This is a genomic window from Caulobacter sp. GW821-FHT09A05 (assembly GCF_059418465.1).
Genome location: NZ_JBWKPX010000042.1, coordinates 1 through 17,750 on the forward strand (window position 1 = coordinate 1; position 17,750 = coordinate 17,750).

24 protein-coding genes and 2 pseudogenes are annotated in these 17,750 nt (G+C 70.0%); 6 read left to right on the forward strand and 20 right to left on the reverse strand.

The genetic code is table 11. From position 1 onward, the window contains the following. The 7 genes from AC07NX_RS24305 to tolQ form a co-directional block, all read right to left on the reverse strand. Positions 1–326, reverse strand: a 326-nt coding sequence (locus AC07NX_RS24305) for a PP-loop family protein (protein ID WP_494645435.1), incomplete at its 3' end; no start/stop codon positions are given. Between the two features lie 121 nt (positions 327–447). After that, entirely contained in the window at positions 448–1,311 is an 864-nt protein-coding gene (ybgF, locus tag AC07NX_RS24310; protein WP_494645437.1) for a tol-pal system protein YbgF, read from the reverse strand. A 225-nt stretch (positions 1,312–1,536) separates the two neighbouring features. Next, complete coding sequence (gene pal, locus AC07NX_RS24315) at positions 1,537–2,109, reverse strand: peptidoglycan-associated lipoprotein Pal (RefSeq protein ID WP_494645511.1); 573 nt, start codon at positions 2,107–2,109, stop codon at positions 1,537–1,539. A 188-nt stretch (positions 2,110–2,297) separates the two neighbouring features. Then, complete coding sequence (gene tolB / locus AC07NX_RS24320) at positions 2,298–3,620, reverse strand: Tol-Pal system beta propeller repeat protein TolB (protein ID WP_494645439.1); 1,323 nt, start codon at positions 3,618–3,620, stop codon at positions 2,298–2,300. A 5-nt stretch (positions 3,621–3,625) separates the two neighbouring features. After that, positions 3,626–4,447 carry a cell envelope integrity protein TolA gene (tolA, locus tag AC07NX_RS24325; RefSeq protein ID WP_494645441.1) on the reverse strand — a complete coding sequence of 274 codons (822 nt, stop codon included), beginning with the start codon at positions 4,445–4,447 and terminating at the stop codon, positions 3,626–3,628. Between the two features lie 171 nt (positions 4,448–4,618). Next, entirely contained in the window at positions 4,619–5,140 is a 522-nt protein-coding gene (locus AC07NX_RS24330) for an ExbD/TolR family protein (protein WP_145682643.1), read from the reverse strand. Positions 5,141–5,144: 4 nt separating this feature from the next. After that, positions 5,145–5,843 carry a protein TolQ gene (gene tolQ / locus AC07NX_RS24335; RefSeq protein WP_494645443.1) on the reverse strand — a complete coding sequence of 233 codons (699 nt, stop codon included), beginning with the start codon at positions 5,841–5,843 and terminating at the stop codon, positions 5,145–5,147. 166 nt (positions 5,844–6,009) lie between these two features. Between tolQ and AC07NX_RS24340 the strand changes: the two are divergent. Then, positions 6,010–6,126, forward strand: a pseudogene (locus AC07NX_RS24340) (hypothetical protein); the annotation flags it as partial. A 28-nt stretch (positions 6,127–6,154) separates the two neighbouring features. On the opposite strand, the gene AC07NX_RS24345 reads toward AC07NX_RS24340, so the two are convergent. After that, complete coding sequence (locus AC07NX_RS24345) at positions 6,155–6,595, reverse strand: YbgC/FadM family acyl-CoA thioesterase (RefSeq protein ID WP_494645445.1); 441 nt, start codon at positions 6,593–6,595, stop codon at positions 6,155–6,157. A 61-nt stretch (positions 6,596–6,656) separates the two neighbouring features. Between AC07NX_RS24345 and AC07NX_RS24350 the strand changes: the two genes are divergently transcribed. Both AC07NX_RS24350 and AC07NX_RS24355 read left to right on the forward strand, forming a co-directional pair. Continuing rightward, complete coding sequence (locus AC07NX_RS24350) at positions 6,657–6,833, forward strand: CopG family transcriptional regulator (RefSeq protein ID WP_145682636.1); 177 nt, start codon at positions 6,657–6,659, stop codon at positions 6,831–6,833. A gap of 2 nt (positions 6,834–6,835) precedes the next feature. After that, positions 6,836–7,108 carry a type II toxin-antitoxin system RelE/ParE family toxin gene (locus tag AC07NX_RS24355; RefSeq protein ID WP_494645447.1) on the forward strand — a complete coding sequence of 91 codons (273 nt, stop codon included), beginning with the start codon at positions 6,836–6,838 and terminating at the stop codon, positions 7,106–7,108. A gap of 1 nt (position 7,109) precedes the next feature. On the opposite strand, the gene ruvB is transcribed toward AC07NX_RS24355, so the two are convergent. The 5 genes from ruvB to AC07NX_RS24380 all read right to left on the reverse strand — a co-directional run bounded on the left by ruvB (position 7,110) and on the right by AC07NX_RS24380 (position 11,498). Then, positions 7,110–8,156 (reverse strand): Holliday junction branch migration DNA helicase RuvB, encoded by a 1,047-nt coding sequence (gene ruvB, locus AC07NX_RS24360; protein ID WP_035088882.1) that lies wholly within the window; start codon positions 8,154–8,156, stop codon positions 7,110–7,112. Positions 8,157–8,283: 127 nt separating this feature from the next. Next, the gene (ruvA, locus tag AC07NX_RS24365; RefSeq protein ID WP_494645450.1) at positions 8,284–8,901 is read right to left on the reverse strand and encodes a Holliday junction branch migration protein RuvA; all 618 of its coding nucleotides are present in this window, start codon (positions 8,899–8,901) and stop codon (positions 8,284–8,286) included. After that, the gene (ruvC, locus tag AC07NX_RS24370; protein WP_494645513.1) at positions 8,898–9,419 is read right to left on the reverse strand and encodes a crossover junction endodeoxyribonuclease RuvC; all 522 of its coding nucleotides are present in this window, start codon (positions 9,417–9,419) and stop codon (positions 8,898–8,900) included. Before ruvC ends, ruvA begins: the two co-directional genes overlap by 4 nt. A 234-nt stretch (positions 9,420–9,653) precedes the next feature. Beyond that, a complete protein-coding gene (locus AC07NX_RS24375) occupies positions 9,654–10,643 on the reverse strand; it encodes a nucleoside hydrolase (RefSeq protein ID WP_494645452.1) in 990 nt (329 codons plus the stop codon). A 225-nt stretch (positions 10,644–10,868) separates the two neighbouring features. Next, the gene (locus AC07NX_RS24380) at positions 10,869–11,498 is read right to left on the reverse strand and encodes a hypothetical protein (RefSeq protein WP_494645454.1); all 630 of its coding nucleotides are present in this window, start codon (positions 11,496–11,498) and stop codon (positions 10,869–10,871) included. A 130-nt stretch (positions 11,499–11,628) separates the two neighbouring features. Between AC07NX_RS24380 and AC07NX_RS24385 the strand changes: the two are divergent. After that, positions 11,629–11,779: pseudogene (locus AC07NX_RS24385) on the forward strand (hypothetical protein). 40 nt (positions 11,780–11,819) lie between these two features. On the opposite strand, the gene AC07NX_RS24390 reads toward AC07NX_RS24385, so the two are convergent. Together AC07NX_RS24390 and AC07NX_RS24395 are read right to left on the reverse strand one after the other, a co-directional pair. Next, complete coding sequence (locus tag AC07NX_RS24390) at positions 11,820–12,509, reverse strand: MgtC/SapB family protein (protein ID WP_494645456.1); 690 nt, start codon at positions 12,507–12,509, stop codon at positions 11,820–11,822. Positions 12,510–12,713: 204 nt separating this feature from the next. Next, positions 12,714–13,469 carry a YebC/PmpR family DNA-binding transcriptional regulator gene (locus tag AC07NX_RS24395; protein ID WP_494645458.1) on the reverse strand — a complete coding sequence of 252 codons (756 nt, stop codon included), beginning with the start codon at positions 13,467–13,469 and terminating at the stop codon, positions 12,714–12,716. A 108-nt stretch (positions 13,470–13,577) separates the two neighbouring features. On the opposite strand from AC07NX_RS24395, the gene AC07NX_RS24400 reads away from it, so the two are divergent. Continuing rightward, positions 13,578–13,880 (forward strand): hypothetical protein, encoded by a 303-nt coding sequence (locus AC07NX_RS24400; protein ID WP_494645460.1) that lies wholly within the window; start codon positions 13,578–13,580, stop codon positions 13,878–13,880. A 93-nt stretch (positions 13,881–13,973) separates the two neighbouring features. On the opposite strand, the gene AC07NX_RS24405 is transcribed toward AC07NX_RS24400, so the two are convergent. From AC07NX_RS24405 to AC07NX_RS24420, 4 genes are all read right to left on the reverse strand, one after another. Beyond that, a complete protein-coding gene (locus tag AC07NX_RS24405) occupies positions 13,974–14,387 on the reverse strand; it encodes an organic hydroperoxide resistance protein (protein ID WP_494645461.1) in 414 nt (137 codons plus the stop codon). Between the two features lie 125 nt (positions 14,388–14,512). After that, the gene (locus tag AC07NX_RS24410; protein WP_494645463.1) at positions 14,513–14,920 is read right to left on the reverse strand and encodes a hypothetical protein; all 408 of its coding nucleotides are present in this window, start codon (positions 14,918–14,920) and stop codon (positions 14,513–14,515) included. A gap of 11 nt (positions 14,921–14,931) precedes the next feature. Continuing rightward, on the reverse strand, positions 14,932–15,756 hold the full coding sequence (locus tag AC07NX_RS24415) for a TIGR00282 family metallophosphoesterase (protein ID WP_494645465.1): 825 nt from the start codon (positions 15,754–15,756) through the stop codon (positions 14,932–14,934). 3 nt (positions 15,757–15,759) lie between these two features. After that, entirely contained in the window at positions 15,760–16,386 is a 627-nt protein-coding gene (locus AC07NX_RS24420; RefSeq protein ID WP_494645467.1) for a 5-formyltetrahydrofolate cyclo-ligase, read from the reverse strand. 270 nt (positions 16,387–16,656) lie between these two features. Here AC07NX_RS24420 and AC07NX_RS24425 point away from each other — a divergent pair, with 270 nt between their 5' ends. Continuing rightward, the gene (locus tag AC07NX_RS24425; RefSeq protein ID WP_494645469.1) at positions 16,657–17,064 is read left to right on the forward strand and encodes a hypothetical protein; all 408 of its coding nucleotides are present in this window, start codon (positions 16,657–16,659) and stop codon (positions 17,062–17,064) included. A gap of 215 nt (positions 17,065–17,279) precedes the next feature. Here the strand turns inward: AC07NX_RS24425 and AC07NX_RS24430 are convergent, their stop codons facing one another. After that, a complete protein-coding gene (locus tag AC07NX_RS24430; RefSeq protein WP_494645471.1) occupies positions 17,280–17,720 on the reverse strand; it encodes a MarR family winged helix-turn-helix transcriptional regulator in 441 nt (146 codons plus the stop codon). Positions 17,721–17,750: the final 30 nt, after the last annotated feature.

A 17,750-nucleotide genomic window follows, 5' to 3' on the forward strand; every position in this document is an offset into this window, starting at 1 on the left:
GCGTCGGCCAGCAGGGCGTGGCGGGCGGCGCGGGCGGCGGCCGACAGGCCCGAGGCCGGCTTGGGGCCCGTCCAGGCCAGGGCGCGGGCGTCGGCCCCCAGGGCGCGGGCCCTGGCCACCGCCTCGGCGGTCCAGGCGGGGCTGGCGGGGTTGAGCTGGTGGTCGACGGTCAGGCTGACCACCGGCCGGCCCCGGGCGCGGGCCCAGTCCAGGACCAGGATCAGCAAGGCCAGGCTGTCGCCGCCGCCCGAAAACCCGACCGCCAGGGGCGCGGCGCTGTCGGCCCGCAGGCGGCGGTCGAGGGCGGCGGTGAAGGATGTGATCATGCGGCTGCCGCCTCCCCCTCCGGCCCTTCGGGCCACCTCCCCCAGAGGGGGAGGATCTACGCCGAGCCGATGCTCCCCCCTTGGGGGAGCTGTCGCGAAGCGACTGAGGGGGTCTTGCGCCCTAGGCCGCGCACTTGGCCTGGACCCGCGTGCTGGCGGCCTTGGAGGTGACCGTCGCCGGGGCCTTGGGGTAGCGCCTGGCCAGCTCGTCCAGGGTCTTGCAGGCGTCGGCGGGCTTCTTCAGGGCCACCAGCGCGCGCGACAGCTTCAGCACCGCGTCGGGCGCCCAGCTGGTCTGCGGCCAGCCACGCACCGCGCCCAGATAACTTCCCGCCGCATCGGAATAGGCTTCCCGCACGAACTGGGTCTCGCCCAGCCAGTAGCGGGCCTCCGGGGCCTTGGCGCTGTCGGGGAAGGCCTCGACATAGCCGGCGAAGGCCTGTTCGGCGCCGCCATAGTCGCCGTCCAGCAGCATCTGCCGCGCCGACTTGAAGGCCGTGGCGGGGTCGGTCGGGGCCGGGGCGGACGCGGCGGCGACCGGCGCGGCGGCGGCGGCCGCGGCCGTGGCGGCGGCCTCCTGGTCGGCGATGCGCTTTTCCAGGGCGGCCAGGCGCTGGTCCAGGGCGTCGGCCCGGGCCTTCTCGGCGTCGTTGGCGCGGCGCGCCTGGTCCAGGTCGTGGGTCAGGCCCTCGTTCTGGCCGTTCAGCTTGGTCAGGGTCTGTTCGAGGTCGCGCATGCGGTCCGACATCGCCGCGATCTGGGCGTCGGTCTCGGCCGCCTGGACGACCACGGGCTTGCCGGTGTCGCGGCCCTGGAAGACGATCGCCCGCAGTTCGCGGACCACCTTCTCCATCTTGTCCAGCCGCTTGACCGAGCGGTCGTCCAGCGGATCGGGCATGGCGGTCTGGGCCATCGCCACGGGGGCGAGGGCGGGCACGGCGGTCAGGGCCAGGACGGAGGCGAGCAGAGCGGCTTTCAGCGTCATGTCGGCGATTATGCCCCGGTTGCGGACAAAAGTGCGGCCACTAGTCAGCGCGCGACAAAAACTCTGTCATCCCGGACAAGCCCGGCGAAAGCCGGGCGCCGATCCGGGACCGCCGGAAACGCTTGCGTTCAGCGTCGGTCCCGGATCTTCGCGCTGCGCGCTCGTCCGGGATGACAAACGAGAGAGTACGCCTCCTTCGTCGCCGAAGGAGGCGTTCAGAACAGTCTACCGCGCCCCGTCGGTGATGGCGGTGCGGGCGTTGCGGTTCTTGGCCCAGGCGTCCTCGTTGGTGCCCGGATCGATCGGGCGTTCCTTGCCGTAGGACAGGGTCTCGATGCGCGAGCCCGAGACGCCCTGGCCGGTCAGGAATTCGCGGACGGCGTTGGCGCGGCGGGCGCCCAGGGCCAGGTTGTACTCGCGGGTGCCGCGCTCGTCGGCGTTGCCCTCGATGCGCACGCGCACGGCCGGGTAGCGGTTCAGCCACTGGGCCTGGGCCGCCAGGGTCGGCTGGGCGTCGCTGCGGATGTCGTAGCTGTCGGTGTCGAAATAGATCCGCTCGCCGATGTTGATCACGAAGTCCTGCACCGTGCCCGGCAGCGGACCCTGGTTGACCGGCGACTCCGGCGTGGCCGGCGCCTGGTAGGGCGGAGGCGTGGGCTGCGAGGCTGTCGGCGTCGGTTCCGCGGGCCCCGCGGGCTTCGGCCGCGAAGCACAGGCGGCGAGCGAGGCGGCCGCCAGACCGATCATCGCCAGTCTAGCGACGCGTTGGGTGTCGAAGCTCATCCAGTTTCTCCTCAAGTCCACGGCCAAGGTTGACAGTTCTAACGCGTGTAGCCTTCGTGGCGCCGCGTGAAATCGTACCTTGCACCTCACAATGGCGTCAGAATGTCGCACCACCACCTGGTTTCACCCGCTGCCTGAACATTGGATGAACGACAGCACGGCAACGCGCCGCCATGGCGAAGGTTGCCTCAAACAGGTGTGGATCAATCCAGCAGCGGCGACCAGGCGGGGTCGGACGCGGCGCCCTGGTAGGCGGCGGGACGCAGGATGCGACCGGTGATGTCCACCGTCCACAGCCGCGAATTGCCGTTGGCGCTCTCGCGCGAGAACATCAGCACCCGGCCGTTGGGCGCCCAGGTCGGGCCCTCGTCCAGGTAGCTGGTGGTCAGCAGCCGCTCGTCGCCGCCGTCGGCCCGCATGACGCCGATGTGGAACTCGCCGCCGGTCTGCTTGGTGAAGGCGATGAAGTCGCCGCGCGGGCTCCACACCGGAGTGGTGTAGCGGCCCCCGCCGTACGAGATGCGGCGCACGCCGCTGCCGTCGACGTTCATCACATAGAGCTGGGCCTGGCCGCCGCGGTCGGAATTGAACACGATCTTGCTGCCGTCCGGCGAGAACGACGGCGAGGTGTCGATGGCCGGGTCGGTGGTGATCCGCGTCGACGACCGGCTGCGCAGGTCCATCACATAGATGTCGGAATTGCCGCCCTTCTCGACCGAGAACGCCACCTTGCTGCCGTCCGGCGAGAAGCGCGGGGCGAACACCATGCCGGGGAACTTGCCGATGGTCTCGGTGCGGGCGGTCTCCAGGTTGGTCAGGTAGATGCTCGACCCCGTGGGCCGCAGCGCCATGTAGGTGATCTCCTGGCTGGTCGAGGAGAAGCGCGGGGTCATGACGATGTAGGAGCCATCGGTCAGGTACTGCGGGTTGGCGCCGTCCTGGTCCATGATCGCCAGCTTCTTGACCCGGGCCAGCTTGGAGCCGCTCTCGGCGACGAACACCACGCGGGTGTCGAAATAGCCCTTCTCGCCGGTCAGCCGCTCATAGACCGCGTCGCTGATCTTGTGGGCCACGCGCCGCCAGTTCTCGGCGGTCGAGGTGAACTGCAGGCCCAGCAGCTGCTGCTGGCTGAAGGTGTCCCACAGGCGGAAATCGACGCGCAGGGTGCCGTCGGCGCCGACGGTGACCTGGCCGTTGATCAGGGCCTGGGCCCCGGTCGCCTGCCAGTCGGGGAAGCGCGGCTGGACGTTCACGTCGGCCAGCTTGTCGGCGACGTTGCTGACGTTCAGCGGCTGGAACAGGCCCGAGCGCTCGAGATTGCCGCTGATGACCTGCGAGATGTCGGCCCCGCGCCCGCCGCCCGAAAAGGCGGGAATGGCCACCGGCAGCGGCTTGACCGCGCCCTTGTCGATGTCGACCTCGATCTGGGCGCGGGCGACGGTGGGCGCGAAGGCGGCCAGGGACAGGGCCAGGACGGCGGCGCCGGCCAGACTGGAGAAGACGGACTTGAGGTTCATGCTGGGCATCCTCCCTATCGCGCCGCGCAAGCGTCGCGCGCCTTGAAGTTCAAATTGAGTTGCTGGCCGTAATAGTCGGGCGGCAGGCCCTCGAACGGGGCCGACTGGTAGACGGCGCGAATGGCCCGGTCGGCGGCGGCCTTGACCACCGGGTCGGCCGAGCGCTCGGCGTCGGCGGCCGTCACCTGGCCGACGATGCGCCCGCCGGTGGCCAGCTTGAAGCTGACCTTGACCTGCACGGCCGCGCCGCCCTCGACCTCGCAATTGGGGTTCCAGCGGCGCTGGATCTCGTCCTTCATGCCGTTGATCGCCGCGGCCTGCAGGCCGGTCATCGCCCCGGCGCCGGGACGGGCCTGGGTGGCGGTCTCCGGACGGGTCGGCCCCTTGGCGGCGTTGGCCACCGGCTTGCCGGCGGCCTTGGGCGTCTTGGCCAGGGTCTTTTCCAGCGAGGCGAAAAAGTCGGGCTCGGGCTTGGCCGGCTTGGGCGGCGGCGGTTTCGGCGTCGGCGGCTTGGGCGTCGGGGTCGGGGCGGGGGCGGTCTTCGGCGGGGCCGGGGCGGGCGTCGGCACGGGCGCGGGAACCGGGGCCGGCGGCTGCGGGTCGGCCTCGGGCGTCGGCTCCTCGGTCTGGGCCGTCTGGTCCTGCACGTCCTCGATCGCGGGGCGCACGTTGGTCGGCCCCTCGGTGACGATGGTCACCGGCACGCTCTCGCCGATGATCACCGGCTTGGACGGCTTCCACGGCCCGATCAGGATCGCGGCCACCACCAGCACGTGGAGGCCGATCGACCCGACCAGGGCGGGGGAGAAGTTGGTGCGGTCGTCGCGATAGTTCATGCGAACGCACCCCAAATCCGCTCATCCCGGCGAATGCCGGGACCCAGATCCCAAGGCGGGGTGGATGATTGGAAGAGCGCTGCGCCATTTGGCGTCGGCTTCAGAGCCATTCCATCTGGGTCCCGGCATTCGCCGGGATGAGCGGAGCTAAGGAAACCAGACACCACCGCCTCACTGCGCCGGACGCAGGGCGCCCGCGTCCGAGGCGCCCGCGGCCTTCGCCGGCGCGCCCGAGGACGGGCCGCCGGTGTCGGTCAGCAGGTTGATCTTGGCGAAGCCGGCGTTCGACAGCGCCGCCATCACCTGGGCCACCGTGGCGTAGTTGGCCTTGCCGTCGGCGCGCACGAAGATCGGCTTGTCGTAGCCGTCGCCGGCGATCGACGAGATGCGCGGGGCCAGCTCGTTGAAGGGAACCTCGCCCTCGCCGATGAACACCGCGCCGTCGGCCTTGATCGAGACGGTGATCGGCTCCTGCTGGTTCTGCAGGGCGGCGGCCTCGGTCTTGGGCAGCTCCAGCGGCACGCCGGCGGTCAGCAGCGGGGCGCTGATCATGAAGATGATCAGCAGCACCAGCATGACGTCGACCAGCGGGGTGACGTTGATCTCGGACAGGGCGCCCTTGCCCCGGCGTCGACCGCGACGACGGCCGCGACGGCCGCCGGTGGCGAAGGCGTCGTTGGCGGACATGGCCATGGGGTCAGACCCGCTCGCTGAGGCGGCGCTGGATGGCCGTCGACAGGTCGTCGGCGAAGTTGCCCAGGCGGTCGGCGTACTTGCCCGCGTCGGTCGAGAACTTGTTGTAGGCGATATAGGCCGGGATGGCGGCGATCAGGCCGATGGCGGTGGCGAACAGCGCCTCGGCGATCGACGGGGCGACGACGGCCAGCGACGTGTTCTTCGACAGGGCGATGTTCTGGAAGGCGTGCATGATGCCCCAGACCGTGCCGAACAGGCCGATGAACGGGCTGGCGGTGGCGACGATGGCCAGGCTGCCCAGGCCTTCCTCGGCCTTGCCGGTCTCGCGCGAGATCAGGGTGTCCATCATCCGGTCGATGCGCTGAATCAGGAAGGCGGCCTGGGCCTCGCCCACCGGCCCCTTGGCCTTGGCGTCGCGCCATTCCTTCAGGGCCAGCTGCAGCATGCGCGGCAGCGGGTGGCGCGGGTTGGGGCCGGCCTGGGCGGCGACCTCCTCCAGCCCCTGGCCCGAGCCGACCTGGTCCTCGAATCGGTTGGCGGCGCCGTTCATCGCCGCGAAGCGGAACAGCTTGTCGATGATCACCGCCCACGAGCCCAGCGAGGCCAGGATCAGCCCGATCATCACCGCCTTGACCACCCAGTCGGCCTGGAGGAACAGCGAAACGAAGGAAAAGCTCTGAGGGCCTGCGGCGGCGTCCATGCGGGGGTCCTGCTCCGTTGGGGCGTCAGTATCGTGGAAGGTGAATAGCGCACCTCCCGGGGTTCCGTTGCGCCTTACTGGCATGAAGCGGGGCAATGGTGAAACTATGACGATCGGCGGGAGCGCGGGTTTTTTGATGATGAGGGGTTGAGCGTCAACCTGGGACGCCCCCTCCGTCACGATGCGTATCCGCATCGCGCCACCTCCCCCGCGATGCGGGTGAGGAGGAAGCGGGCCGACCTTCTCCTCCCCCGTGCAACGGGGGAGGTGGCGCGTCGCGTAGCGGCGTGACGGAGGGGGCGTCCGCGACCCTAACCCGTCGCCTCCAGCCACGGCGCCATCTGGGCCAGCATCTCCGCCGTCGGCTTGCGCGGCCGGCCGTCCAGGGTGATGCAGACCGCCTCGCCGGCCGCCTGGACGATCAGGTCGTCGCCGCGGGTGATCCGCTGGCTGACATAGAGGCGCGGCCCCTTCACGCGATCGTAGGTGGTGCGCACCAGCAGGGCGTCGTCGATCCGGGCCGAGCGCTTGAAGTCCAGCTCCATGCGGATGATCGCGAAGGCGGTGTCGGCCTTGTGCAGCTGGGTGTGCGAGATCCCGATCATCCGGAAGAAGTCGCTGCGCCCGCGCTCGAAGTAGCGCAGGTAGTTGGCGTGGTAGACGATGCCGGAAAAGTCGGTGTCCTCGTAATAGATGCGCACGGGCAGCTGGTGCTCGCGGCCGTCGAAGACGCCGGCGGTGGGTTCGATCATGCAAGACTCCGGCGAGGCGCGTCGTATTGGGCTCCAGCCCTTGTAGTGCTATGTTCGACCCATGAAAATCGAGCCTTCCCTGTTCGATGAGATCGACGACGAGGCCGAGGCGGCCGCCGACGCGCGGGCCGAGGCCGATGTCGCGGCTGGACGGACGATCAGCCACGAGGCCGTCAGTCGCTGGCTGTCGTCCTGGGCGGACGGCGCGCCGACACCACCGCCCAAGCCCGGCGATTAGGTTTGCGGCGGATCATCTGGACGGTCGAAGCCGTCGACAATCTCGACAGCATCTTCACCTATGTCGCCGGCTTCAACCCGTCAGCGGCTGCGCGTCTCGCCCATCGCCTCCAGACGGCGGCCAACAGCTTGGTCGAGCATCCCGAGCGTGGCCGGGCGACTTCGCGCGGCCTGCGCGAACTGGCCACCATCCATCCCTACCTGATCCGTTATCGGTTCTCGACCGAGGCCGTCGTGATCCTGCGCATCCGGCACGGCGCGCAACGTCCAGACTGAACTACTCTTCCCCGAACAGCCCACCCTGCACGATCTTCGGAGCGGAGACCGGTTCGGCCAGGCCCAGGTGCAGATAGGCCTTGCCGCAGGCCATCCGCCCGCGCGGGGTGCGCTGGATGAAGCCCTGCTGCATCAGGTAGGGCTCGATCACGTCCTCGACCGCGTCGCGGGCCTCGGCGATGGCGTAGGCGATGGTCTCCACGCCCACCGGGCCGCCGCCGTAATTGTCGATCATGGCTCGCAGGTAGCGGCGGTCCAGGCTGTCCAGCCCGCTCTCGTCGACCTCCAGCCGGGCCAGGGCCAGGCCGGCGGCCTTGCGGTCGATGATCGGGGCGCCGTCGGCGGCGGCGAAGTCGCGGACCCGGCGCAGCAGGCGGCCGGCGACGCGCGGCGTGCCCCGGGCCCGCTTGGCGATCTCGTCGGCCCCGTCGTCCGACAGCGGCGCGCCCATCTTGCGGGCGGCGTGCAGCAGCACGTGGCGCAGCTCGGCCGGGGTGTAGAATTCCAGGCGGATCGGGATGCCGAAGCGGTCGCGCAGGGGCGTGGCCAGCATCCCCGCCCGGGTGGTGGCCGCCACCAGGGTGAAGGGCGCCAGATCGATGCGGATCGAGCGCGCCGAGGGTCCCTCGCCGATCACCAGGTCCAGCACGTGGTCCTCCATGGCCGGATAGAGGATCTCCTCCACGGTCGAGGGCAGGCGGTGGATCTCGTCGATGAACAGGACGTCGTTGGCTTCCAGGTTGGTCAGGATCGCCGCCAGGTCGCCAGCCTTGTTCAGCACCGGGCCGGAGGTGGCGCGGAAGTTGACGCCCAGCTCGCGGGCGACGATCTGGGCCAGGGTGGTCTTGCCCAGGCCGGGCGGGCCGAACAGCAGCACGTGGTCCAGGGCCTCGCCCCGGCCCTTGGCCGCCTCGATGAAGATCCGCAGGTTGCCCTTGGCCTGCTCCTGGCCGACGAACTCGGCCAGGGTCTGGGGCCGCAGGGCGCGGTCGGAGGCGGTGGGGATGGCCTCGTGGGGCTGGGCTTCGCCGGAGATGATGCGGGTCATGGGCGCAAGACCCCCTCAGTCGCTTCGCGACAGCTCCCCCAGAGGGGGAGCATCTCGGCGGGCTCGGCGCAGATCCTCCCCCCTTGGGGGAGGTGGCCCGGAGGGCCGGAGGGGGTCCGCGCGGCGCTCACCGCCCCAGCTCCTGCAAACCCGCCTTGATCAGCTGCTGCACCGTCGCCTCGTCGCCCAGCTTCGCCGCCGCCGCCTCGACGACGCGCCGGGCGTTGACCTCGGCCACGCCCAGGCCCATCAGCGCCGCCACGGCGTCGCCGGTCGGGGCCGGCTTGGCGGGCGCGGCCGCGGCGGCCGTCGCCGGCGCGCCCAGGAACACCGGGCCGTCGGTGATCGGCTTGTCCTTCAGCTCGGTGACGATCCGCAGGGCCAGCTTGGGCCCGACGCCCGAGGCGCGGCCCACCGCCGCCTTGTCCTCGCGCGCCACGGCCGAGGCCAGCTCGGCCGGCGACAGCACGTCCAGCACCGCCATGGCCGCCTTGGGGCCCACGCCCTGGATGGCCTGCAGCAGCACGAACGCCTTGCGGTCCTCCCGCGCGCCAAAGCCATAGAGCTTCAGGCCGGCGCTCTCGCTCCACTGGCTCTCGATGTGCAGCAGGGCCTCCTCGCCCAGGGCCGGCAGGCGCTGCAGGGTGCGCGAGCCGCAGCGCACGACATAGCCCACGCCCATCACGTCGATCAGCGCCTCTTCCTCGCCGATCTCGGCGACCGCGCCCCTCAGGCGACCAATCATGCCACTCTCCGGTTGGCGACGCGCAGGTTGGCGTGGGTGATGGCCACGGCCAGGGCGTCGGCGCAGTCGGCCGTGGTCTTGCCGGCCGTCGGCAGCAGGCGCGCGATCATGAAGCCGATCTGGGCCTTGTCGGCCGCCCCGGTGCCGACCACCGCCTTCTTGACCAGGCGCGTCGAATATTCGGCGACCACCAGGCCGGCGCGGGCCGGGGCGATCAGGGCGGCGGCGCGGGCGTGGCCCAGCTTCAGGGTCGACTGGGCGTTGGTGTTGAGGAACACCTCCTCGACCGCAGCCTCGTCGGGGCGGTGTTCTTCGATCACCGCGCAGATGCCCTCGAACAGGGCCAGCAGGCGTTCGGCGAAGTCGGCCTTGTCGTCGGGCGCGATCACCCCGTGGGCGACATGGCTCATGCGCGAGCCCTCGACGCTGAGCACGCCCCAGCCGGTGCGGCGCAGGCCGGGGTCGAGCCCCAGGATCCGGATCGGTATGCGATTCGCGTTCATCATGTGTTCTCGCACCATCGCCCGGTTCTCGCTCGAAGAAAAGGCGCTGGACGAGGTTCAGCAGAACACGCGACTTGCCTAACGGAGGCTTAAATTTCGACGCGCCCGGCGCCTGAGGTCCCCAACGGTAGTCATCCCGGAAGCCCCGCGGGGGCTGTCCGGGACCCAGGGGACTGGGCAGAAGCCTTGCGGCTCACCTGGGTCCTGGACAAGCGCTGCGCGCTTTCCGGGATGACAACGAGCAAAGGTTCAAGCCGGGTTCAGCACCGGCGCGCAGAACAGCCGGGCCAGCAGCAGGGCCTCGACGGCGGCCGCGTCGACGCCGACGCAGAGTTCGGCGTTGGGTTCGCCGTCGATCCGTTCCAGGCGGCCCAGGTGTTCGCCGTCGGTCAGCACCCGTAGGCGCGCGGGCTCGAAGACGAACAGCTCCGGGGCCACCAGGCTGGCGGCGACCACCGCGTCGTGCGGGTGGCAGCCGTCCTCCACGCCCCAGACCCGCCGATGGAAGGCCATGTACGGCCCCATCGCCTTGTTCAGCCGCGCCGACAGGGGCGTGCCGCAGGCGGCCGAGCCCTCGGCCATGGCCCGGGCGGTCAGGGTGACCCGCGAGCTGACGTCCAGCGGCACGACGCGCGGCAGGACACCCCGCTCCAGCACCCGGGCCAGGGCCTCGGCGTCGCTCCAGCTGTTGAAGTCGGCCCCGCCGCTGGCCTTGCCTTCGACGGCGAAGGCGCCGGCCATGATCGTCGGCCGCCAGCCGCGGAAGGCGCCGGCGTCCTCCAGCAGGCCCTGGGCCAGGTTGGTCAGCGGGCCCAGGAACAGGCCGGCCACCCGCGCCCTGGCGCGAAAGGCCAGCAGGCTGCCGCCCTGCCCCCGGTCCAGCTCGGGCAGCTTCCAGCGCTGCGAGAAGCCGGCGCCGTTCAGGCCGTCGACGCCGTGGGCCGGCCGCATCCGCTCGACCCGCCGCTTGGCCACCCCCGAGCCGGCGCCGATATAGACCTCGGCCGGGCAGCCGGCCAGGCGCAGCACGCCGCGCGCGTTGGCGGCGGCCTGGTCGACATAGGTGTTGCCGAACACCGCCGAGACCGAGACGATCTCCACCACGTCGCGCGAACGCGCCAGCATGGCCAGGGCCAGGGCGTCGTCCACGCCGCAGTCGGTGTCGATGTGCAGGCGCAGCGGCATGGTCGCAGCATAGCGCGATACGGATGACCGCGAGAAGACGGCGCGGCCGTACACGCGGGCTTTACCGGCGCGGGTCCGGACTCCATCGAAACGGGCATCCGAAGTTGTCATCCCGGGCGAAGGACCGCGCAGCGGGCCGTGGACCCGGGACCCAGGGCAGCCGCAAGGCCTTCGCCCAGTCCCCTGGGTCCCGGACAGCCTCTGCGAGGCTTCCGGGATGACAACGAGATCATACCCTTGAAAGGATTATTCCATTCGACGGCGCGATCGGGTCCGCCCCTAACCCGCCAGGCCGAGGATCAGCGGCGCGGGCAGCAGGCAGAAGAACAGGGCCACCCCCGTCAGCCAGAGCGCGGTCCGGAAGGCGCGGAACCGTCCCACGGCCAGGCGGGCGCGGATCCAGCGGGTCTGGACGCAGAGATGCCAGGCCGCCGCGCCCAGGCCGAGCAGGACGCCCGCCAGCTGCACCGGCGGGGCCGGCCCGCGGACCAGGACGACGGCGACCGAGACCGAGATGGCGAACGGCGCGGCGTAGAAGCACTGCAGGTCGAAGGGCGCCCGCAAGGTGGCGTGGTTGACGGGCCGCCCCTCGCGCCGCAGCACGCCGGCCGCCAGGACCAGGGGCAACAGGCTGAAGGCCAGCCCCCGGAACAGCAGCGAGGCCGGGTCGAAGCCGTCCGCCGTCTCGCCAAGCTCGCCGCCCATGGCCAGGTCCAGCCCGTGGGCCGCCAGGATCGAGATCAGCAGGAACAGCGGCGGACTGACCAGGTCGGCGGCGGGCTCGCCGCTCGCGTCGGCGATCCGCGCCGGCTCCAGCAGCACCCGCCACAGCGTGCGCGGATAGAACAGCAGCCCGGTCATCAGCTCGTAGAGGATCTCCTCGAGCGTGTGGAAGCGAAGACGTTCCATGGCGTACCCCACCTGGCGGTCCGGGACTCAAACACTCCAGCTTGCGGAATCGGCTCAGGCGACGCCGATCGTGCGTGAAAAATTCGGGAGACAACCTGAAGTTCCAACCCTTGCCTAAGATGCGGACTCAATTGGATCGTTGATTTTCAGTTGTCATCCCGGCCGAAGGTCCGCCTGGCGGACCGTAGAGCCGGGACCCAGGGGCGATCGCATTGCGCCGGCCCCCGGGTCCCGGACAAGCGCTACGCGCTTTCCGGGATGACAACGAATTAGAGCGCTGATTTCGCTTGGGTATCACCCACACGCTATTGAGTACGGACCCTAATCCTTGCGCGGGCGGATGGCGAACTCCAGCACGCGCGGATCGGCCCGCAGGGCGGCCGACAGTTCGTCCAGGCGCAGCACGCCCAGGCCCGAGAACGGCCCCGACAGCGCGAACACCGCCCCGCCCTCGGCCAGCTCCTGGCAGACCCGCGCGCCCTCCAGGTCGAAGGCGCCCAGCATCCGCCGCAGCTCGGCCTCGTCGATCACCGCCTCGCGGCGCGAGCGCACGGTGATCTCGGCGAAGTTCTTCTGCGGCATGTGGCGGTCCAGCCAGCGGGCGGCGCTCAGCACCACCAGCGACAGCGCCGTGCCGCCGATCGCCAGTTCGTACAGGCCCACCCCGAACAGGGTGCCGATCGCCGAGGTGATCCATAGCGAGGCCGCCGTGGTCAGGCCGTGCACCGAGGCCCCCTGCTGGAAGATCACCCCGCCGCACAGGAAGCCGACCCCGGTCAGGATGCCGTGGGCCATGCGCACCGGATCGATGCGTACCACCGCGTTGGGCGCGCCCTGCAGCCAGGTGATCTGGTGCACGGCGCCCAGCATCAGCAGGGCTGAGGCCAGGGCCACCAGCATGTGGGTGCGCAGCCCCGCCGGCCGGGCCCGATACTCCCGCTCGAACCCGATCGCCCCGCCGGCGGCCAGGGCGCCGAGGATCGGGATGGCGAGGTGCAGGGGCGCGTCCATGAGGGGGGAACGGGCGAAAGGGGAGCTGCGATCCCTCTCCCCTTGCGGGAGAGGGTGGCCCGCGAAGCAGGTCGGGTGAGGGGTCGAAGAACGCGAACGCCGCGCCCAGCGGTCAGGCTGGGCGCGGCGTCGGATGTTTGAGAGACCCCTCATCCGTCGGTCTTCGACCGACACCGTCTCCCGCAAGGGGAGAAGGTAAAGGATTTAGCCCAGCTTCGCGGCGTCCTCGTCGCTGATCTCTTCGTTGGAATAGACGTCCTGGACGTCGTCGTCCTCGTTGAGCGCGTCGAGCAGCTTCATCAGGGTGGCCACGGCGTCGCCGGTGACCGGGACCTGGCTCTTGGGCCGCCAGGCGACCTTGGTGTTGCTGGCCACGCCGAACTTGGCTTCCAGGGCGGCGGCCACGTCATTGAGGTCCTCGAAGGCGGTGTAGACCGTGTGGCCCTCGCCCTCCTCGTCCATGTCGGACACCACGTCGTCGGCGCCGGCCTCGATGGCGGCCTCCATCATCGCGTCTTCCGTCGCGGCCTTGGCCGGATAGGTGATCTGGCCGACGCGGTCGTAGTTGAAGGTCACCGAGCCGGTGGCCCCCATGTTGCCGCCCATCTTGGTGAAGTAGGAGCGGACATTGGCGGCGGCGCGGTTACGGTTGTCGGTCAGCACCTCGACGATGATCCCGACGCCGCCGGCGGCGACGCCTTCGTAGCGGATCTCGGTATAGTCGGCCGCGTCGCCCATCTGCGACTTCTTGATCGCGCGGTCGATCACGTCCTTGGGCAGGCTCTCGGCCTTGGCGTTGTTCACCGCCAGGCGCAGGCGCGGGTTCATGTTGGGGTCGGGCAGGCCCGCCTTGGCCGCCACGGTGATCTCCCGCGACAGCTTGGAGAACAGCTTGGACCGCGCGGCGTCGGCGCGGCCCTTGCGGTGCATGATGTTCTTGAATTTCGAGTGGCCGGCCATTCGGGGGGCTCTTCTCTGGTCTGCGAATGAAAGGTAGGGCGCGCTTCTAGCGCCTGGCGCCCCATATTGTCATCCTCCAAGCTTAGACTCGCGCTCTGGAGGCGCTCGATGACCCCGTCCGATTTCCTGTCCGAACCGTTCGACCCGGCTCGCCTGGGGGCTCTGGAGGCGCAGGACCAGGACGCGATCCATGCCGCCGACCAGCCCTCGACCATGGCCAGGGGCGCGGCGGCGGCCGGGGCCCTGTCGGCGGGCGCGGCCGCTCTGGGCGGCCTGGCGGTCGGCGCTTTAGCCGTGGGAGCCCTGGCCATCGGCGCCCTGGCCATCGGCCGCCTGTCGATCGGCCGCGCGCGGATCCGCCGGCTGGAAATCGACGAGCTGATCGTGGGACGCATCGTGGAACGACGGTAGCGGATGGGGACACGCCCTCGCGGCGCGTCCCCTATGTTCAAGCGCCGCGTTCGTCCTCGGGGACACGCCGCAAGGGCGTGTCCCCGGCCGGCCCTACGCGACCTTCAGCACGACATCCACGTTGCCGCGCGTCGCCTTCGAATACGGACACACCTCGTGCGCGGCGTGCAGCAGCTTTTCCGCCGTCTCGCGGTCCAGCTCGGGGGCGTTCAGGGTCAGGCGCACGCCGACGTGGAAGCTGGTGTCGTCCTTGATCAGGTCGACCTCGCTATCCAGGCTGTGCTCGCCCAGCTTGACGCCCTGGTTGCGAGCCACCAAGCCAAGCGCGCCCAGGAAGCAGGCGCTGTAGCCGGCCGCGAACAACTGCTCGGGATTGGTCCCGTTGCCGTCGCCGCCCATCGACTTGGGGAAGGCCAGCTTGACGTCCAGATGGCCGTCGTCGGACTTGGCCGTGCCCTGCCGGCCGCCGACGGCGTGGGCATGGGCGGTGTAGATGGCGTCGGTCATGGGGAGGCTCCTTCGGAAGGGGTGAGGTCGCGGCGGCGACTGTTGGCCGAAGGTGTGACAGGCGCAAGCGGCGCCAGCTTGCAGGGTTCACTGAATTCTTAAGCAACCTCGCTAAACGGGCCGCCCTAGACGCCTGCGCGGTCGCAAGCGTCTTGCGAGACATCGAGATCGAACGACACCTCACACAGCCTGTGCGGGAAGTTCATCGGCGAGCTGTTCAGAAGGGCCTCGTAGAACGCCTGGTAGATCTCGCGGCAGGTCCACGGACCGGCCCGCTTCTGAGCCAAGGCCTCGTCCCCATGCAGACGCACGCGAAACAGTTCGTTATGGAGCGGCCCCGGATGTGTCGCGCGTTCCTGGTCGGTCAGAGGGCGGAACTCGATGTGCTCGAGCGGCCAAGCCACGGCCTCGTCATTCAGATACAAGACCCAGGTGGCTCCAACCCGAGCGCCGACACACTCCATGCGATACCGGCCGCCCTCGGCGGTCCAGGGCCCTGTCGGGTCCACCTGTTTGAACCGGATCGCGGCCATTGGCAGGCTCCCTACGCCAAATCTGGAATGGTTTCCTTCAGCCTTCCCCCCACCCGGATCGGCTCGACGCGGACCGCCAGGCCCGTGCGGTCGTCGGTCTCGACGAACACGCCGCAGACCGTGGCCGGGCCCGAGGCGGGGGTATAGCGGCCGCCGCTGATCTTGGTGGTGAAGCGGCGCAGGGGCTCGTCCTTCTGGTTGCCGATCACGCTGTCATAGTCGGCGCAGGCCCCGGCGTCGGTCTGGTAGGCGGTGCCGCCGGGCAGGACCTGGGCGTCGGCGGTCGGCACGTGGGTGTGGGTGCCCACCACCAGCGAGGCGCGGCCGTCGCAATAGTGGCCCATGGCCATCTTCTCGGAGGTGGCTTCGCAGTGCATGTCGACCACCACCGCGTCGGCCACCTGGCCCAGGGGAGCCTTGTCCAGCTCGCGGTCGGCGGCGGCGAACGGGTCGTCCATGGCGTCCATGTGCACCCGGCCCAGCAGGTTGATCACCATGATGGTCCGGCCGCCCTCGGTCTGGAACAGGTGGCTGCCCTTGCCGGGCGCATCCGACAGGATCGGATAGTTGGCCGGCCGGATCAGCCGCGGCTCGCGGACGATGTAGGTCAGGGCCTCGCGCTGGTCCCAGCTGTGGTTGCCCAGGGTCAGGCAGTCGGCCCCGGCCTCGAACAGCTCGCGGGCGGTGTTCTCGGTGATGCCGAAGCCGGCGGCGGCGTTCTCGGCGTTGACGATCACGAACTCCAGCTGGAGCTGGCGGCGCAGGGCGGGCAGGTGGTCGGCCAGGCCGTCGCGGCCCGACTTGCCCACCACGTCGCCGAAGAAAGCAAAACGCATGAATTAGTCCTCTCGGACGGCGATATACTCGCTTTCCGTCAGGATGGCGTCCAATCGTTGGTCGTGGGGCTCATCGGGCAGGCCGTGTGTCTCCTGGCCCACATAGGCCAGTCCCAGGACGAAGGCGCGCTTGCGGGCGCGCAGGGCCGCCAGGGCGCGGTCGTAATAGCCGCCGCCCTGGCCCAGGCGCCGCCCCTGGCGGTCGAAGGCCAGCAGCGGCGTGACCACCAGGTCGGGGTGGAGGATCGGGCGTTCGGGGGGCGGGGCGACCAGGCCGATGGTGTCGCGGACCAGGGGCTCGCCCGGCGTCCAGCGCCGGAACACCATGTGACCGCGGTGGCCGCCCTGGCTCTCGGGCCGGTCGGCGCCCTCGACGCTGGGCAGGGCCAGGGTCCAGCCCGCCTGGGTCAGCCAATCGGCCAGGGCGCGGGCCGAAAGCTCCGAGCCCAGGCCGTGATAGACGGCCGCGACCTTGCCGCGCGGGTCCGGGAAGCGTTCGGTCAGCGGTCCCCGGGCCACGTCGACCACCTTCCAGTCGGCTTCGGGATGCTCGCCCGCCAGGGCCTTGCGGCGGTTGCGGACGAACATCCGCAGGGCGGTCTTGGCGGCGGCGGGGTCTTTGAGGGCCATGACCGCAGTATGGGGGAAGGGTGGCGGCGCCGTGAAGAACCGTGAAGACGTTTCAATCCGCTCGAACCTGTTTGTTACAGGTGGGCCCCGTGTTCCCGCAGCCACGGCCACGGGAGGGAACAGGTCCCGATAGAGAGATTAAGGTCCCTGGGAATAGAAATCTTCGACGAGGGCCACAGCTGACCCGCCATGGGGGAAGATAGGCGTTCGGGAGGCCGGGCGCCAGCGCCGCATTGACGCGGGACGTCGGAAAAGGCCCTTTAGGGCATTATGAAAGCGCCGCAGCGCCCGTCGCGGAAGCCCGCCGTCTTCGACCCGAGAATCGAGGAAGCCCTGCGCTCGGCCGTGCAACTGGCGGCGAACCTGTCGCTGGAGGACGTCAAGACCCTCCAAAGGCTCGTCTGGGACCTGCCTCCGGAGTCCAACGCCGTTCACGAGGTGTTGCGCGATCTGGCCTGGGATCTCGAATTCACCCAAGACGGTCCGTCCTTCGAACGCGAAAAGGCGGTGAAGGAAATCGCCGCGACGCTCGAGACGATCGAGGACATCATCCGGCTCGAACAGGAAATCGGACCCGTCCATGACGCGATGCAAGCCTCTCCACATCGCGGCATACCGGCGAGGGACGTGTTCGCCTCGATCCGCGCTCATCACGCGGACCAAGTGAAGAAGACCTAGCTAGGCCCGGCCCGCTACCGCGGAGGGCGGAATCGCATAGGGACTTCCGCCCCAAGAAGACTGTCATCCCGGGCGTAGCGAAGCGAAGACCCGGGACCGCCGCAAGCTCAGAGTTCACGCCCTGGTCCCGGATCTTCGCGCTGCGCGCTCGTCCGGGATGACAGCCGTTTTTGGCGCATGCGATCCCTCGCCCTCCGGCGCGGGGCGTTGAAGGCTCACCCCTTCACCATCTCCCCCATCACCGCGCTCCATCCCCGCTGCGCCTCCGCCCCGGCGCGGTCGAAGGCCGCCCGCAGGTGACGGGTCTGGGCTTCGGTGAGTTCGGCTTCCAGCTTGCGGCCCGCGGGCGTCAGGGCCAGCCGCTTGACCCGGCGGTCCTGGGTCGAGGCCTCGGCGCCGACCAGGCCCATCTCCATCAGCTGGCGCAGCGGCGCGTTCAGGGCCTGCTTGCTGACGGCCAGCAGGTCGAGCAGGCCGCGCACCGAGACGTCGGGCCGGCGGCCGATGAAATAGAGGATGCGGTGGTGCACCCGCCCCAGGCCTCGCCGCTCCAGAATGCGGTCGGGGCGATCGGTAAAGCCACGATAGGCGAAATAGAATTGCTCGATCGCAGCGTGGAGATCGTCCGAAGGGGCAGGATTATCCAGGTCAAGCATATTGACATAATAGGCCGCCCCGTCCCATCG